This is a genomic window from Psychrobacter sp. UBA3962 (genome assembly GCF_002385225.1).
In the GTDB taxonomy this organism is placed as follows: Bacteria; Pseudomonadota; Gammaproteobacteria; order Pseudomonadales; family Moraxellaceae; genus Psychrobacter.
The window spans coordinates 1-16,499 of the sequence record NZ_DGDC01000001.1 but is presented as its reverse complement, the minus strand read 5'-3'; the positions used below and the strand labels follow the sequence as shown (position 1 = coordinate 16,499).

13 protein-coding genes, 1 tRNA gene and 1 other RNA gene are annotated in these 16,499 nt (G+C 41.7%); 2 read left to right on the top strand and 13 right to left on the bottom strand.

Translation table 11 applies throughout. From position 1 onward, the window contains the following. Window positions 1-302: 302 nt before the first annotated feature. Both typA and B3S92_RS00075 read right to left on the bottom strand, forming a co-directional pair. On the bottom strand, window positions 303-2,150 hold the full coding sequence (gene typA / locus B3S92_RS00080; RefSeq protein ID WP_077450281.1) for a translational GTPase TypA: 1,848 nt from the start codon (window positions 2,148-2,150) through the stop codon (window positions 303-305). A gap of 200 nt (window positions 2,151-2,350) precedes the next feature. Further along, window positions 2,351-3,502, bottom strand: a complete 1,152-nt coding sequence (locus B3S92_RS00075) for an OmpA family protein (RefSeq protein ID WP_296201682.1) — start codon at window positions 3,500-3,502, stop codon at window positions 2,351-2,353. A 486-nt stretch (window positions 3,503-3,988) separates the two neighbouring features. Here B3S92_RS00075 and B3S92_RS00070 point away from each other — a divergent pair, with 486 nt between their 5' ends. Continuing rightward, window positions 3,989-4,600: a prepilin-type N-terminal cleavage/methylation domain-containing protein gene (locus tag B3S92_RS00070; protein ID WP_296201681.1), complete on the top strand. Its 612-nt coding sequence runs from the start codon at window positions 3,989-3,991 to the stop codon at window positions 4,598-4,600. A 26-nt stretch (window positions 4,601-4,626) separates the two neighbouring features. Here the strand turns inward: B3S92_RS00070 and pdxJ are convergent, their stop codons facing one another. From pdxJ to nhaA, 11 genes are all read right to left on the bottom strand, one after another. Next, entirely contained in the window at window positions 4,627-5,391 is a 765-nt protein-coding gene (pdxJ, locus tag B3S92_RS00065) for a pyridoxine 5'-phosphate synthase (protein ID WP_296201679.1), read from the bottom strand. Between the two features lie 113 nt (window positions 5,392-5,504). After that, window positions 5,505-6,290 carry a DNA repair protein RecO gene (gene recO / locus B3S92_RS00060; RefSeq protein ID WP_296201678.1) on the bottom strand — a complete coding sequence of 262 codons (786 nt, stop codon included), beginning with the start codon at window positions 6,288-6,290 and terminating at the stop codon, window positions 5,505-5,507. Between the two features lie 89 nt (window positions 6,291-6,379). Continuing rightward, window positions 6,380-7,396, bottom strand: coding sequence for a GTPase Era (era, locus tag B3S92_RS00055; protein WP_296201677.1), 1,017 nt, complete (start codon window positions 7,394-7,396; stop codon window positions 6,380-6,382). A 49-nt stretch (window positions 7,397-7,445) separates the two neighbouring features. Further along, complete coding sequence (gene rnc / locus B3S92_RS00050) at window positions 7,446-8,267, bottom strand: ribonuclease III (protein WP_296201676.1); 822 nt, start codon at window positions 8,265-8,267, stop codon at window positions 7,446-7,448. Window positions 8,268-8,466: 199 nt separating this feature from the next. Further along, complete coding sequence (gene lepB / locus B3S92_RS00045; protein ID WP_414706962.1) at window positions 8,467-9,594, bottom strand: signal peptidase I; 1,128 nt, start codon at window positions 9,592-9,594, stop codon at window positions 8,467-8,469. A gap of 150 nt (window positions 9,595-9,744) precedes the next feature. Continuing rightward, window positions 9,745-11,547, bottom strand: a complete 1,803-nt coding sequence (lepA, locus tag B3S92_RS00035; protein WP_077450893.1) for a translation elongation factor 4 — start codon at window positions 11,545-11,547, stop codon at window positions 9,745-9,747. A gap of 332 nt (window positions 11,548-11,879) precedes the next feature. Further along, a tRNA-Met gene (locus B3S92_RS00030) sits at window positions 11,880-11,956 on the bottom strand. A 148-nt stretch (window positions 11,957-12,104) separates the two neighbouring features. Continuing rightward, window positions 12,105-12,475, bottom strand: an RNA gene (gene rnpB, locus B3S92_RS00025) — RNase P RNA component class A. A 180-nt stretch (window positions 12,476-12,655) separates the two neighbouring features. Further along, the gene (locus tag B3S92_RS00020; protein ID WP_296201675.1) at window positions 12,656-13,042 is read right to left on the bottom strand and encodes an MliC family protein; all 387 of its coding nucleotides are present in this window, start codon (window positions 13,040-13,042) and stop codon (window positions 12,656-12,658) included. Between the two features lie 313 nt (window positions 13,043-13,355). Then, window positions 13,356-13,928: a DUF2799 domain-containing protein gene (locus B3S92_RS00015; protein ID WP_296201673.1), complete on the bottom strand. Its 573-nt coding sequence runs from the start codon at window positions 13,926-13,928 to the stop codon at window positions 13,356-13,358. A gap of 118 nt (window positions 13,929-14,046) precedes the next feature. Then, a complete protein-coding gene (gene nhaA, locus B3S92_RS00010; protein WP_077450896.1) occupies window positions 14,047-15,252 on the bottom strand; it encodes a Na+/H+ antiporter NhaA in 1,206 nt (401 codons plus the stop codon). A gap of 373 nt (window positions 15,253-15,625) precedes the next feature. Here nhaA and B3S92_RS00005 point away from each other — a divergent pair, with 373 nt between their 5' ends. Further along, window positions 15,626-16,381, top strand: a complete 756-nt coding sequence (locus B3S92_RS00005) for a TSUP family transporter (protein ID WP_296201670.1) — start codon at window positions 15,626-15,628, stop codon at window positions 16,379-16,381. Window positions 16,382-16,499: the final 118 nt, after the last annotated feature.

Here is a 16,499-nt window from a genome sequence, read left to right as displayed (position 1 = left end):
CAGTTATTACTGTTCTCGCCATGGCTTGAGTTTCCCTATATTTTGTTGATATATAGGATTAAAATAATGCTTTATCTGTATTTTTCAAATTCGGGACACGCCCTAGTATTAGTCTATATTAAAAATCTTTGGTTAAAATAAAAAGAGTTAACATAGACTATGCGCCTATATTAACTCTTCTCAGATACCAATCCGTAGTCAAAATGTAAACAATCTTTAGTTTTATAGTAAGTTATAGGCCTTTTAAAGCTTAAGTCTTACAAAGATTGTCCACAGTGTGACTTATGAATTAAGCAGCTTATTTATTTCTCTTTTTTACGGCCGTGACGCTTACGCTCACTTTCAGTCAAATACTTCTTACGTAGACGAATTGACTTAGGTGTTACTTCAACCAGTTCATCATCTTCGATAAATTCAAGCGCCTGCTCTAGAGTGAACTTAATGGGTGGAACTAAAGTTAAAGCTTCATCGGTACCACTGGCACGTACGTTGGTTAACTGCTTAGCGGTAGTTGGGTTAACAACCATGTCATCGCTACGTGAGTTAAGACCCACAATCATACCTTCATAGACTTCAAGTTGAGGCTCAGCAAAAAGCTTACCACGCTTCTGAAGGTTAAATAAGGCATAGCCCAGACAAACACCGTTTGCCATTGATACTAATACGCCATTCACACGGCCACCCACATCACCCACTTTCTGCGGACCATAATGTGAGAAACTTGAGGTTAAGATACCTGTACCAGAAGTCAATGTCATGAATTCAGAACGGAAGCCAATTAGACCACGTGCTGGCATCACAGCTTCAATACGCATACGACCTTTACCATCAAGTTGCATGTCGGTCATTTCACCTTTACGAAGACCCACTTGCTCCATGATGGTGCCTTGGTGCTGCTCTTCTACATCAAAGATTACGTTTTCGTACGGCTCTTGAAGCTTACCGTCAACTTCTTTAACGATAACTTCTGGGCGTGAAACTGCTAATTCATAGCCTTCACGACGCATATTTTCGATCAATACAGATAAATGAAGCTCACCACGACCAGAAACTTTGAATTTCTCAGCTGACTCAGTGTCTTCTACACGCAAGGCGACGTTATGAATAAGCTCGCGCTCTAAACGTTCACGGATATTACGTGAAGTCACAAATTTACCTTCACGACCCGCGAAAGGTGAGTTATTCACTTGGAAAGTCATAGAAACGGTTGGCTCATCCACTGTTAATGGTGGTAAAGCTTCAACATGGTTAGGATCACAAATAGTATCAGAGATATTTAGAGCATCAATACCTGTAATACAGATAATATCACCAGCCTGTGCTTCTTCAACATCAATACGATCTAGACCATGATAGCCCATGATTTTAAGGATACGACCGTTGCGAGTCTTACCGTCTTTATCAATAACGGTAACTGGAGTATTGGTTGAAATACGACCACGCTCAATACGGCCAACACCAATAACCCCTACGAAGTTATTATAGTCTAGGCTTGAAATCTGCATACGGAATGGCGCATCCGCATCCACTTGTGGTGGTTCAACTTTATCCACGATAGTTTCAAATAATGGGGTCATATCATCAGCTAGGTTATCGGCATCTAAACCAGCAATACCATTAAGGGCTGAAGCATAAACAACGTTAAAATCTAGTTGTTCATCACTGGCACCCAAGTTGTCAAATAGATCAAATATCTGATCCATTACCCAATCAGGACGAGAACCAGGACGGTCAATCTTGTTAATCACAACAATAGGTTTCAAGCCTTGCTCGAACGCTTTTTGGGTAACAAATCGAGTTTGTGGCATAGGGCCATCAATAGCATCTACTACCAGTAGTACGCAGTCAACCATAGACATTACACGTTCTACTTCCCCACCAAAGTCGGCGTGACCTGGGGTATCTACAATATTAATGCGGTATTCAATATCTGTTTTAGGATGTCGCCATTTAATGGCTGTGTTTTTTGCAAGAATCGTAATACCACGTTCCTGCTCAATTGCGCCTGAATCCATTGCGCGTTCCGCAATATTTGCACGATCGTCGAAGGTACCAGATTGATGTAATAATGTATCAACTAAGGTTGTTTTACCATGGTCGACGTGAGCAATAATAGCGATATTGCGTAAATTTTGTATTTCATTAGACATATTTTAAAGACTCAATATTTTTCGGGTAATAATCAGTAACTCTTTTCACGCTCGCAGTATAACACCATTATATTACAGTTGATTAACTGATTTTATAAATGCTTCAAGAAAAATGTAAAGGTTACTCAAGGTATATAACAAAAAAAAGCCACCAATTTGGCAGCTTTTTTTTAAATAACTACTAAAACATACTCAAGATATTATTGAACGTTCATATCTTTAGTTTGGTCAACAGTCATGGTTTTGTTACCAGTGATAACAGCATACACACGACGGTTCATTGCGCGACCTTCTTCAGTATCGTTTGGCGCGATTGGACGGTCATAACCGTAACCAACAGTGCTTAGACGGTTAGGAGCTACGCCGAATTCGTTAGTTAGCATAGTCTTAACTGCGATAGCACGGGCTTCAGATAGACGCTGGTTGTAGCGAGCTGATGGACCAGTCTTAGAAGCGTGACCTTCGATGCTAGCTGATGAGTTTGGATACTCACGCATTTTTTCTGCTACTTTAGCAATTTCTGGCTTGTACTGCTCTTTGATAACTGATTTGTCGTTATCGAAGAATACACGTAGTTCCATTTTCAGTTCGTCATCGATCTGAACTTGTACTGGACAACCAGTTTCGTCAACTACTACGTTAGCTGGAGTGTTTGGACATTGGTCTAGGCTATCGATTACGCCATCACCATCACTGTCTTGGTCAGCTTCAACAACGATTACTGGAGTTGGTTCAACAGTCGCTAATGGAGCAGCTACTGCAGGCGCTAAGTGACCGCCTAGAACTACTTCTAGACCCGCTAGAGCCATACCGTCCCATAGGTTGTGATCAAAGTTGTGGATAGCACGAGCTTCACCACGTAGGCTTAATGCATCGTTGATACGGTACATAGCACCTAGACCTAGGTTACCGATAGTATCTTTAGTTTCAGCTCTTTCGCTACCATCAGGACGGTTTACTTTAATTTTCTGCTGACCTGCACCGATTAAAGCGTATGGACGGAAAGCAGTGTCACGGTAGCCAGAGAACTCATCAAAGCCCACTAGGAAGTTACCAGTGATCATTTCACGCTCAGCGTCACCAAATTTGTTACCATCTCTACCAATAGCATCAGAGTCTGTAACACCATATTCAACTTGGAATTGAGTTGATGGGGTTAGCTCGATACCTAGAGCAGCACCAGTATATAGATCATCTTCTTGATAAAAACCAAGTTTTTCTTGGTTGTCATCGTCTTGAGCTTCAGTGTAGTGGTAACCCAGTAAGATTGGGCTCACAGTTACACCAGCAGTTGCCATCATTGGCGCTGCAGCAGCGGCAATTAAAGCCAAAGTAATTTTGTTAAGTTTCATAAACTTCCTCCAAGGGACGGTTTGTGTGCAAAAAACACTTAATATCTCTAATTTGTAATACTCGGTTCATTAAAAAAATCAACCAAGCACCAATTTATACTTTCGCATAATAGCTTATATATAAATTAATTTATTTACAACATATTTTTGTGACCCAGTCATCTAGTACACATAAAAATCACATAAACTACTTGCTAATTACATTGTAATCAATTAATCGGTAATTAACCTAAGTTAATCACAATCTAATCAGTACACTAATCTTTTTATGTGATTTAATGATATGTAATCAAATATAACTAAATGTGATACACAACTAACTAATGCTAATTCTAATACATATCCTTAAATACTTCTATCCTTAACCCCTAGTTTTTCACCAAATGTAACAAAATTTGACAATAGGTTATATATTGGCACAAATACCAAGCTATCACTGGGCTGAGCCGAAATCGTTTCATTTTGATACTATGAGGCTTACCTATAATGTCGTTTCCTATTGTTAAGTTACTTAATCAAAGCGCTCAAAAATCCTTTGACAATCTTAAACTTAACCCAAACAAAATAGGTCAAAATAAGGGCTTTACTTTAATAGAATTATTACTAACCCTATTGTTACTTATCATTTTAACTTCAATAGCGTTGCCCTCTTTTATTAGCACATTAAAAAGCTGGGAAGCCAAAGAGGTACGTGATCAAATAATAGGTGCCTTTCGTACTGCCAAAGCTCAAAGCTTTATGCAGCGTCAAAACAGCATAATGTGTTTAGCAGATGCGCACTATCGTTGCCATAATCAGGCTAAAGAATATGTTTTAATTTTTACTGATAGCGACAACAACCATCAATTTGACCCAGCAGTCAATAAATTAATTTTAAAACAACCCCTGAACTTGGATTATGGCAGGGTATATCTCAGAGCAGGTCGACGCCACTATATTAAGTTTTTTGGAGACAGTGGGTTACCTCGTGGACATTTTGGCCACATTAAATACTGTCCTAATGACCACCTAACCGACAATATGTATCAAATCTCTCTCAACCAACAAGGCAACTATCGATTCAAGCCTTACAGCGTTAAAAAGACAGGTTGCCCTTGAGCATTCTGATAATGCTAAGTCTATTCCTATTGACCTTGCATTGCCTGTTTCATAGCCTGAACTGCTTTTTCAAGTCCCATAAATACGCTATCTGCGATTAAGGCATGCCCGATATTGAGCTCATAAATTCCTGGGATACTGGCAATAGGATAGACGTTATCCCGAGTAAGACCATGACCAGCATTAACAATAAAATTGTCTTGTACCGATAAAGCATAGGCTGTGGCATTTTGAATCCTTTGTAATTCGTGTGCAGTGGCGGCGCTGTCTTCTGCTAACGCTGCTTGTGAATACTGACCCGTATGTAGCTCTACAGCATCAGCCGCGCAAGCCATAGCCGCATCTATTTGCTTCGCCTCAGGGTCAACAAATAAAGAAACCTTTATACCTACCTCATGCAAGGCTGCTATATAGCCTTTAAGATGATCTTGCTGAGAGGGCACATCTAAACCGCCTTCTGTGGTGAGCTCTTCCCGCTTCTCTGGTACCAAACATACCCATTCAGGTTTTACCTTGAGTGCAATATTAAGCATCTCTTCAGTGGTGGCCATCTCTAAGTTCATACGCGTATTCAATAACGGTTTCATGCGATAAACGTCTTCATCTACAATGTGACGTCTATCTTCTCGTAAGTGAAGGGTGATGCCATCTGCGCCCGCTTGCTCACAAAGCAGCGCCGCTTCAATAGGGTCTGGATAGTTAACCCCTCGGGCTTGACGTAAGGTAGCCACATGATCGATGTTAACGCCTAATAACGGGGAGTTTGAAGAGGACTGCACCATTTTATTCATAAGAATTCACCCTAAAGAACTGATAAAAATAACTGATATCTCGATAAGCATTCATAACTGACTCCAATCCTAATATAAGGGCTTTATAAGAGTCAGGACCTCTCTATCATACCTTATTGATAGCGATAAAACTGTTGCCATAAAATACGGCTCTGTAAGGGCTGATAATCAAATAAGTGATCAATAAGTTGGCGATGAATATGGGTCCAATTGTCAATAGTAGGTTCACTGATCCCAGCCTGCATGGCAAGAATTGTCTCTCCTTTGATGGACGACTGTCGCATAAAAGCTGAGGGTCGGCGTTGGCCAAAGTTAGAGGGTGAGGCCAAAGCTGCGGCTGCGGATGGGCGATTGGTTTGAGCATTAGAAACGCTCTGCTGCTCTGACTCATTGACTAAAGACTTAACCCAGCCTCTATCTGGCGCAAAATAGTAAGACTGATCTTTTTCAATCAGTTGCTGCTCACTGTCTTGCTCAAGATCGATCGCGAAACCAAGCTCACTGAACAAAACTTGCTCATAACCGCGCAGCACAAGCTTTAGTTCCACCGGGCTTAATGACTGCTGCAGCTGAGTTATGGTATGAGCGTATCGCGCATAGACAATAGGCATACTGTCTTCGACTGGCAATAGCTTTAAAGTGATTTCATTGACATACAAAGCGGCATATTGTTGTTGCCCCATTAAACTGGGGACCGTTTCGACGATATTCACCTGTTGTAGGGTTTTTAAAGATTTTTTCCCTGTTGCAAACAGCATCAACGGGGCAAACTGTGGAATCCCTTTTTTACCAACGCCATGTAAGATTCCATGCTCTTCGGTAAATAAGTAATAGATACTTCTTTTTTCTTGATAGGGGCGCTGGTGTAAACTATACGCATGTAGGGGTTCATTACGCAACGTTTTTATCCATCCTCTAGTCCAAAGACAGGTCCAAAACTGGACTCAGCGCCCTATTTTCTACTTTGTAACCTTAATAAGCTTAACTATTAATATCCTAAACTGGTTAAGGCACGGGCATCATCTGACCACCCTTGTTTCACTTTAACCCATAAGTTGAGCATAATTTTACGCTCGAATAAGGCTTCCATATCTTCGCGCGCGGCGATACCCACCTGTTTGATACGACTGCCTTTGTCCCCAATAATAATGGCTTTTTGACCATTACGCTCAACGAAAATAGTGGCATCGATGAAGGTCACTGCTTTACGCTTACGGCCTGTTTTAGGATCAATATGAGCCGGCTCATCTTTGAACTCATCGATCTGAACCGTTAAATCATAAGGAACCTCATCCCCAGATTGACGCATGATTTTCTCGCGAATAATTTCACTGGCTAAGAAGCGCTCGCTGCGATCTGTAATTTGCTCAGTATCATAGATGGGAGCGCCTTGAGGCAAATGTGAGCGAATCACTTGTTGTAAACGTTCTAAATTCTGATTTTTTAGGGCAGAAACCGGAACGATATCCGCAAAATCAAAGTTCTCATGATAAGTTTCAATTAAAGGCAAGATTGACCCTTTATCCTTGATGGTGTCCGCTTTATTAATAACCAATACCACAGGGGTGTCGGTCTCGCCAATTTTTTCAAGGGTTAATAAATCGTCTTCACGCCACTGCTCGCCATCTACCACAAATAGTACCAAGTCCACATCGACTAAAGCGGAAAAAGCAGCCTTATTCATACGCTCGTTAATAAGGCGTACTTCATTACTGTGAATACCAGGGGTATCAACAAATACCGCCTGCATCTCTTCATTGGATAAAATACCATGAATGCGATGACGGGTGGTTTGCGGCTTACGTGAAGTAATAGATAATTTTTGTCCTAACATGTGATTCATTAGGGTTGATTTACCGACGTTGGGACGACCAACGATGGCCACATAGCCAGCTCGATAATCTTCAGGCAACGATTCACCTTCAAAGAAGCTGTCTAATAAAGCGTCAGTAGCCTCATTTGATTCATTGTCTAAAGGTTGGTTTTCTTGTGGTGCGTTTGACATATGTCTGTTTATCCGATGTTATCTTCTGAAACTTCTTGAATTAAGAGGCTTAAGGTTTTAATTTAATAATACGATCACTAACGAGCTTATTTAGCTGGTTAATCATCTTCTCTGCTGTCTTTTGTTCCGCAATACGGCGACTCTCACCCGACTCAACTACAGGAGTGGTTTGAGGGACTTCAACCTCACAGCGTACAATAAAAATTTGATTAGGGGCATTGCCTTGGGTTTCTAATAATTCATAGTTAGGAAGGTCATACTTATGACCTTGTAGCCACTCTTGTAGTCGGCTTTTGGCGTCTTTTAGCACCCGTTGATCGTTCACATTATCTATCAGTTCAGCAAACCAACTTAGAACACAAGCCTTAACCACATCAACACTTTGACTGTCTAAATAAATGGCACCAATTAAAGACTCAACCGTATCTGCCAATATTGATGCTCGCTCACGACCCCCGCCTTTACGCTCTCCTATCCCCAAGATCAGATGCGAAGATAAGTTAAGCTTTTGTGCCACGATAACCAGTGATTCTTGACGAACCAAAGTGGCCCGCATGCGCGTTAACCGACCTTCATCTTGATTGGGATACTGATAATATAATGCTTCACCAATAATCATCCCTAGCAACGCATCTCCTAAAAACTCCAATCGCTCATAGTTAATTTTGCCATCATAAGAGCGGTGGGTTAAAGCCAGTTTTGCCAAAGTGGTGTCTTTGAAACTATAGCCCAAGGCTTTTTGCAAACTGGGTAAACCTTTCTCAAAGTTTGTATAGCGTTGTTTGGGGAGCTGCTTACTAGAAGAGGCTATCTCAGCAACTTCTGTTATCTTCTCGCTATCACCGCTTTCTTTTTTAAAAACTTTTGGCATATTATTTCGGCATATTAAAAACTATTACTGCACTCAAGGGGGCGTCAGAAACAGCTATGTATATTAATAAAAGGGATTAAATTAAGGTATTGAAGTTTACGGCATTTTAATTAAGATTAGGACTTGCTTCGGTGCTTCAAATCTATTTCAAACAAATAGAGCTTTAAAAGATGTGACGCACCGCTTGCTACAATCTTATTTAGTCAATGGCACGGTTATGGCTAAAGGTCGGCAAGTTAGACAAACCAGGTTTTTTGTGCATCCACACATAAACCGCTTTACCTGCCAAGTTCTCATCAGGAACGTAGCCCCAATAGCGACCATCTTCACTGCGGTCTGAGTTATCACCCATTACGAAGTAATTACCTTCAGGAACTTTTACGCTCCAGCTACCGTCATACTCTATAGGTTGCTGTAAAAAATCTGAGTATTCAGCACGCACTAAATCAGGAGATAAGTAACGGCGTAAGTAAGTATGCTCACCCAACTTTTCCTGGAAATATCGCGCACCACTCTCTTCACTTTGTGCCACCATAGCCGCATTTTCGGGGGATAAATCCCACTCACGGCTAGGATCACTACTTTTAACTGGCGTATAAAGTTGATTGGTTAGTGCCTCATCTGCCGTAAATTTTACTTGATCACTCGGTACTGGTTGCCCATTTACCGATAGCTGACCCTTATTAAAGCTAACTTCATCACCAGGTAAGCCAATGATACGCTTGATGTAATAAATTTTCGGATTTTCAGGGTAACGGAATACCACCACATCGCCGTGTTGTGGCTCACCTATATTGATTACTTTATTATAAGTTAAGGGTAAGCGGATACCATAAGCGTACTTATTTACCGCCACAAAATCGCCAGTGTAGAGAGTAGGTACCATCGATGAAGAAGGAATATTAAATGGTTCAACAATAAACGAGCGCACTACCAATACGATTGCCAACACTGGAAAGTAATCATGAGCCCAACCGATTAAAACGTTCTCCTTAGAGGACTGAGTAGACTTTTGAGAGATCGATTGATTGGCCAATCTTTTGGCTTCACGATATTCACGCTCAGCCTGCTTAACAGGCATAGGGGCATCAATCACACTAATCGTCTCTAAATCCTGGTCACTGTTCTCATGGAATATATTGTGCTCAGATAAGGTCTGAATATAAGCCGCTTTTTTATTCGCTAAATTATCTTGCGCTGCTTGAAGCTCTTTTGAGTTACCTGTTTTAGCCTTCTTGTGTTGCTTCAGCCAAAGCTTATCAAGCAGCCATATCACCCCAAGAATCAAGGTTACTGGCACTAAAATTAAATTAAAATCAAAGTCCATACTGCTGCCTTAACCGCTTTGTTATTATGCCAAGCTTACTAAAAAGCTAATCACTTAAAGTCTTGGCCAGTTGTTTTTTATTTAAATTATAGAGTTTGAATTATAGGGCTTAGAGACTAAGCCCTTAAAATCGATTTTGCCTGGATAAGCTTATTGGTTATCCACTTGCAACACGGCTAAGAAGGCTTCTTGTGGAATCTCCACACTACCCACTTGCTTCATACGTTTTTTACCCTCTTTTTGCTTCGATAGTAGTTTCTTCTTACGAGAAACGTCACCACCATAACACTTAGCAAGAACGTCTTTACGCATCGCTTTAACCGTACTACGCGCAATAATCTGACTGCCAATAGCCGCCTGAATCGCCACATCAAACATCTGTCTTGGAATCAGCTCTTTCATCTTCTCTACCAGCTGATTACCACGATAGCGCGCTTGCTCTTGGTGACAAATCATGGCTAGAGCATCTACTTTATCGCCGTTGATTAACACGTCTACTTTAACCAGTTTGTCCACTTCATAGCGGTCAAACTCATAGTCTAATGAGGCAAACCCACGTGACACTGATTTTAAACGGTCAAAGAAGTCCATTACCACTTCACCAAGCGGAATATCAAAAACCAGTTGCACTTGTTTACCCATAAAGCGCATGTCCACTTGAACCCCACGGCGCTCCATACATAAGGTCATCACGTTACCTAGATAGTCTTGTGGTACAAGAATCTGACAACGCGCAATCGGCTCTCGGAACTCTTCCACGAAACCAGGATCTGGTAACTTAGAAGGGTTATCCACCAGCATAACCTCACCGTTTTTCTTTTTAATCTCGTAGATTACAGAGGGGGCTGTGGTAATCAGATCAAGATTGTATTCACGCTCTAAACGCTCTTGAATAATCTCCATGTGCAACATACCAAGGAAACCACAACGGAAACCAAAGCCTAGAGCATCTGAAGTATCTGGCTCAAAAAATAAAGCTGAGTCATTAATCTGCAGTTTTTGTAGTGCTTCACGGAACTTCTCAAAGTCGCCTGAATCTACTGGAAATAAACCGGCATAAACCTGCGGCGTGATTTGTTTAAATCCTGGGATAAGTTCAACGTCCGGAGTCTTAGCGTGAGTAATGGTATCCCCCACTGGCGCCCCATGGATGTCTTTGATCCCTGCGATAACAAAGCCCACTTCCCCTGCCTCTAACTTACCTGTCTCTAAAGGCTTAGGAGTAAAGACACCAATAGAGGTCACTAAATGAGATTCCATGGTCGACTTAATTAAGATTTTATCCCCACTTTTGATGCTACCTTGGCGCACACGCACCAAAGAAACCACACCTAAGTAGTTATCAAACCAAGAGTCAATAATTAATGCTTGTAATGGTGCCTCTCGGTCTCCCGTTGGAGCAGGAATGCGCTCTACTAAAGCTTCTAACAGCTCATCAACGCCTAGACCTGATTTGGCAGAAACGCGGGGGGCATCCATTGCCTCAATGCCAATAATGTCTTCAATCTCTTGAATCACTCGCTCAGGCTCAACTTGCGGTAAGTCAATTTTGTTCAGTACCGGCAATACTTCAAGGCCTAAGTCCACAGCGGTATAGCAGTTTGCTACCGACTGAGCCTCAACACCTTGAGCAGCATCCACAACCAGTAGAGCCCCTTCACAAGCGGCCAATGAGCGCGAGACTTCATAAGAGAAATCCACGTGGCCTGGGGTATCAATGAAATTAAGCTGATAACGCTCGCCATTAGGGTGATCATAATACAAGGTCACTGACTGCGCTTTAATAGTAATACCACGCTCACGCTCAATATCCATTGAGTCTAAGACTTGGGCCTGCATTTCACGATCCTGCAGCGCACCACAAGTCTGAATAAAGCGATCAGCCAAGGTTGATTTACCATGGTCAATATGGGCGATGATTGAGAAATTTCGAATATTTGATAATGCGGTCACGTCTTGCGGCTACCTAGTTGTTGAGTTCATTAGTGAAAAATGAAGTAAAAAATATATTAAGGTCATCTATTCTATCAGCTTTAAGTTAGCTTGTAAGTGATAGAAATGCAATGCTGATTGACACAGGTCAAAACTGAGTTTTTGAGCGTTATTGTCAGCGTAAATCTCATTTAACTTTTAAACTATTAGCCAAAGTATTGGCCAAACCGTTAGCAGCTAACTAAGTTATTCAATAGAGAATACCAACAAAACGAAGAGACATAAAAAAAGCCAACTACTTAGCTTAATAGGGCAAAGTAATCGGCTATTTTAGGCGCTAATGGCCAAATATATGGTGGCGATGAAGAGACTTGAACTCTTGACCTCACGATTATGAGTCGTGCGCTCTAACCAGCTGAGCTACATCGCCATTTGAGGGCGGTATTATCCCTAAAACATTATAAGCCGTCAACCCCTAAATGCAAAAAAACTGAAAATATTTTCAAATTAAGGGGGAATCTCTGCTATTTCATTAGCAAGTGGCTATTATATACGCTTTTTTGTAGTAAGCATAAAAGATTTTTGGTAAACCGATAAGCCGGGTTCTGTCGTGAACGATCATTCATCTAGGCGTATCGTTGCCAATACGCTCGAGCAACCTACCCGTGTCCCCTGCAGGCGACAAGTAATGGACACCTATTTGGTCTTGCTACGCGTGGAGTTTACCTTGCCATGAACTGTTGCCAGCCATGCGGTGCGCTCTTACCGCACCCTTTCACCCTTACCTCACACTTTACAGCTAGGCTGTAGAGCTTAATTGAGGCGGTCTCCTCTCTGCTGCACTTGTCGTCGGGTTACCCCGCCCAGCCGTTAGCTGGCACGCTGCCTTATGTAGCCCGGACTTTCCTCCCTTCTGCAAAAGCAAAACGGCGATCGTCTGGTTTACCAAGTCGCACATTATAACAGACCAAAAAAAATATGATAGAAGAAGTTACCAACTATATGAAAAATTGCAGAAGCCTAATATAAGAAAAACAGCAACGACTTGCTGTCATTGCTGTTTTTTATACTATAGCTGTTTCTAACACAGCTATATCTAAAGCTTTAAACTAAGCTTTAAATAAAAATCTTATCTACGCTCACATTTAACAGCATATTCAGTACCGTCTGCCCAAGTTAGGCGCATGATACCTAGATCATCTTTGGTATGCCAATCATAAGTAACGTTTTGACTGGCGTTATTTACATAGCGTGAGCCAGAACCTGCTGTTGCAATGTCCATAACTACGGTCTGGTTATTCCAATTGGCTTTAGGTAAGCTTGCGTTGATTGTTGCTTGCTCGCCATCAATTGAGTATTTGGCTTGTATGGTAGCGTCGTCTTCACAAACAAACTGCTCTGGTGCCATACGGTCATAAGCTTTATTAGTAGTTGCACCTGGCGCAGTGGTGGTTGGGCTAGTAGCACAAGCGGCCATAACTAAGCTTAGAGGTAATAAAGTTAGTAGCTTTTTCATAATGAGACTCCAGAAATTATTTTAATTAAAACGATAAATTTTAATTAGACGGATAAGAAAAAGAGCAATTAATATCAAGGTGTTGTATAGAAAATTGCCCCAAAGTAATCAATTAAGTAATTAGTCTGGTTCTATTATAATTGACCTCACATCACTGTCTGTTACCTCTTGTCACGTCTATTAGTATTCTCTTCATGGTTTTGAGTAATTTTTGTAACAATCACATCACCCATTTTAGAGTTATCTCTTTTTAAGGCTACCCATTGAACAGAGAATAGGCGATAGCTGTAACTGCCTTACTGTCTTACTGCTACTAGTAGCCATACTTTATTTGTAGCTGCTCAAGAGCTTGCTCTAGATTCTTAATACGCTTACTAACTTTACTGGCTTTGGCTGGTAACTCAATCAAATAACTTCGCGCCTCTTTTTCGCTGGTGAAGTTTAAATTATCCCCACTACGCAGCTTGTCAAAATCATCTTGATATTTTTTTAGACGCTCTTGCTCGATACCTAGCTGTTTATTCAACGAGTAGTACTGACGACCATCGGCATTAATACGCTCTAGCTTAGCGGTAACATTGGCGGGACACACCGGACTCATTTGCGACCCTCTGCGGCCAATTTGATAAGCATTGGTCTCATTACAATACTGCTTCAGGCCTTCCTTACGACTTTGCTCCCAAGCCTTATAATCTGCAGCTACCCCTACCTTGGCACAAGCTTTATTGTGATTATTTAAGTAATCAGGTGTCCTGCCTGCCGCGCCATCAGCAAAGCCAATGGCTTGCCAATTGCCCGTCATACATTCCTGTTTTGATAAGGTGGCACACCCCGTTAATCCAAAAAATGCGGCAGTCACTATTAACAAAGTAGATCTTATTCTCACAATGACACTGCTCCCTTTGTGAATCCGGCCAGAAGAACGGGGATTTCCCTATCTTCTGGCCGGTAGGGTTAATCTAGGTTATTCCCCATTAACGTTTATTTTTACGGCTTAATTCTCACTAGCTTTTGGTTAAGTCTATAGCAGTGATACCTGTTGATGCCTCCTCTTTTAAAGTATATTTCAGTACTGTATACCCTACGACACCAGAGATAATAGAGCCTAAAATAATACCCAAACGCGGATCAAATCCTTCGGTTACTCCACCAAAGGCTAGGCCACTAATGAATAAGCTCATCGTGAAGCCCACCCCACAAAGTAGAGACACCCCATAGATCTGTTTAAAGTTAGTACCACTCGGCAATGACGCCATACCTGCCTTAATAATGCCCCAAGTCATTAGCATAATACCCACCTGCTTACCGATAAATAAGCCGGCGGCGATACCAAAGGGTACCGAGTGAAATAACTGGGCAAATCCTGCGCCTTGTAGTGAGATACCGGCGTTGGCAAAAGCGAATAGCGGTAAAATCGCAAAAGCTACCGTGCCATGTAAGTCATGCTCTAAATCTTCAAGGGGCGAATGCTCAGGGTCATCTGTGTTCACCATAGGAATGAATAACGCCAATAATACGCCTGCCAAAGTGGCATGAACGCCAGATTTAAGCACTGCAATCCACATAATTATTCCAAAGAATAAATAAGGAGTAATTGCCGTGACATTGCGCTTATTAAGCAAATATAGAAAGGGCAAACATATCCCGGCCACTGCTAACGACAGCAAAGATAAATCACTGGTATAGAATAGAGCAATAATTAAAATGGCCCCAATATCATCAAAAATAGCGATAGATACTAAGAATATTTTTAGTGAGTTGGGAACTCGACTGCCCAATAAGCTTAAAATACCAATGGCAAAGGCAATATCAGTGGCAGCAGGGATGGCCCAGCCTGCTAAATAATCGGGGTTATTGTGGTTAAACGCCACATACACCAAAGCGGGTACGATCATGCCGCCGATCGCAGCTGCTGCCGGCAATATAATTTGCTTAATATTCGACAGCTCGCCAATTAATACTTCTCGTTTTAGCTCTAGACCCACTAAAAAGAAGAATACCGCCATCAGCCCATCATTAATCCAATGATGAGCGTCTTTATCAATAATAAGGTTTCCAACCTGCACCACCACTGGGGCATGAATAAAAGACTCATACCAGTGGTTTAGAGGCGAGTTAGCGACAATCATCGCCGCAATGGCAGCGATGGCCAATACAATGCCCCCTGCCGCCTCATACTCAAAGAATTTTTTTAGTTTTTGAAACACCATGCTTCCTCACTGTCTTGCTAATGGGCCAAGCTATAACCCACCAAACTATTTAATTTATTAATTTGTCTTTATACATTTCACATTTATGGTAGCAGAAAAGTGTGCTATATCGAGATAAAATTTAAAATCTAAAAACAGCCAGTTTTTACCTCTATCTTCCTTATTTAATAAAGCGCTAGGTTTTATCAATACCTGAAATCCCTGCCACTAAATCAGTAACCCAACACTCGCTCACTTTCACTGCGTGTTATAATTCGCGCTTTGATTTAACACAGCCTAACGGTCGTTCTCGTCCCTTTTACTCACCCTTTATATTTAGATTTAGATCTAGCTAAGCCTTCTATGCCCTTAGCCTAGTTTTTGGACATCACTTATGGATTTTTCCTTAACCCTTGAAGTTATTTTGATGTTAACCGCAGTGGCAGCTGTTGCCGGCTTTATTGATGCCATTGCTGGTGGGGGCGGACTACTGACCATTCCAGCTATGCTACTGGCCAATATCCCGCCTGTTTTAACTCTAGGCACCAATAAACTACAGGCGGCTTCTGGCGCCTTGACCGCCTCTATCACTATGATAAGAAAAGGGGTGGTCTCCCCCTCAAAGATGAAATTGGCCATTGCAGGTGCTTTTATAGGATCCGTTCTAGGTACCATCGCCGTACAGATGTCTCCCCCTGACATGCTAGAAAAACTTATCCCGTTCTTGATTGCGGCTATTGGTATCTATACCTTATTTGCGCCAAGTTTGGGCGAAGTGGAAGCGGAGCCTAGGGTATCAGAGTCTACTTGGCAACGAGTGGTCGCCCCTTTAATTGGGTTTTATGATGGCTATGTCGGCCCAGGCACCGGTATGTTTTTTGCTCTAGGCAATGTGGCCTTACGTGGTAGACAAATCATTGCTGCCACTGGGGCGGCCAAAGTATTAAATCTATCTACCAACATTGCCTCCCTTATCTTCTTCATTATCGGTGGTAATGTGCTGTGGAAAGTAGGCCTAGCGATGATGGTCGGACAAACCATAGGCGCTTATGCAGGCTCACATATGGTGGTAAAAGGCGGTAGCAAAATTATTCGCCCAGTAATTGTTCTGGTTTGTTTGGCCATGGTTACCAAATATATGATGGGCTAAATAGCCAGTTATCGCTATTTTCCGTTTTAATATAAGCCCCTCTGACACATATTGGGTAAAAGATATTAAGTAACGAATATAAAAAAAGCCCCAATAAATGAACTGACCCCCAAATGTT